Source organism: Streptomyces sp. RP5T (genome assembly GCF_003933965.1).
In the GTDB taxonomy this organism is placed as follows: domain Bacteria; phylum Actinomycetota; class Actinomycetes; order Streptomycetales; family Streptomycetaceae; genus Streptomyces.
This window is the reverse complement of record NZ_RSAJ01001141.1, coordinates 1-1,085: the sequence shown is the minus strand read 5'-3', so window position 1 is coordinate 1,085 and position 1,085 is coordinate 1. Positions and strand designations below refer to the sequence as shown.

Genomic DNA, 1,085 nt, shown 5'->3' with positions numbered 1-1,085 from the left:
CCCGGTACCGTCCCAGCGCCGCACCGACTGGCAGGTCAGCACACAGCAGCGGGAGCCGGAGGCTCCGGTGCCCGCCGCCCCGGCGCCGGCGCCGGAACAGCCCGTACCGCTCGGCGCGTTCCAGCGTCTCCTGCGCTGGTGGCGTGGCGAGTGAGCTGAGGGGACCGGAGCTATCCGGTCGCCCAGTCCTCGTACGACGACCAGGCCCGCAGCGCCCGCCGGCTGACGAAACGATGCTCGCGTCCCGTGACCGGATCCATGAACTCCAGCACTCGGGAGAGCAGTTGGAGCGGACGGCGGAAGTCGCCGGGTGGCACGGGCGGGGTGACCACCGGATAGAGGGGGTCACCGAGGATCGGCACGCCCAGAGCGCTCATGTGCACCCTCAGTTGGTGTGTCTGCCCGGTACCCGGCGTCAGCCGGTACCGGGCCAGCTCGCCCCGGTGGTCCAGCAACTCGACCCGGGTGACGGCGTTGGGCTCGCCCTCGACCTCCTGGGCCGCCAGGATCCCGCGCTCCTTGACGATGCGGCTGCGCACGGTCCGGGGCAGGGAGAGCGCGGGGGAGTACGAGGCCACGGCCTCGTACTCCTTCACCACCCGCCTGTCCCGGAACAGCGACTGATAGGCGCCGCGCTCCTCGGGCCGCACGGTGAACATCACCAGGCCGGCCGTCAGCCGGTCCAGCCGGTGCGCGGCGCCCAGCGTGGGGACGGCCAGCTCTCGGCGCAGCCGTGCCAGGGCCGTCTCGGCGACATGGCTGCCGCGCGGGGTGGTGGCGAGGAAGTGCGGCTTGTCGGCCACCACCAGGTGCTCGTCCCGGTAGATGACGTCGATCGGGAACGGGACCCGCTCCTCGTCGGGCAGCTCCCGGTGGAACCACACGGACATGCCCGGCACGTACGCCGACTCAGGCGTCACCGGACGCCCGGTGGCATCCACGATGTCGCCAGCCGCCAGCATCCCGTCGATCACTTCGGACCCGGCTGCGAGGCGCGCCACGAGATGATCCCGCACGGTCGCCCAGGATTCGCCGGACGGCAGCCGCACCCGCACCGGATCGACCCCGTCGCGCTGGGGCAGGGG

1 protein-coding gene is annotated in these 1,085 nt (G+C 72.7%); it reads right to left on the bottom strand.

Annotation, left to right across the window (positions count from 1 at the left end):
* Positions 1-170: 170 nt before the first annotated feature.
* The coding region (locus tag EHS43_RS45015) for an RluA family pseudouridine synthase (RefSeq protein ID WP_260471029.1) at positions 171-1,085 on the bottom strand (915 nt) is incomplete at its 5' end.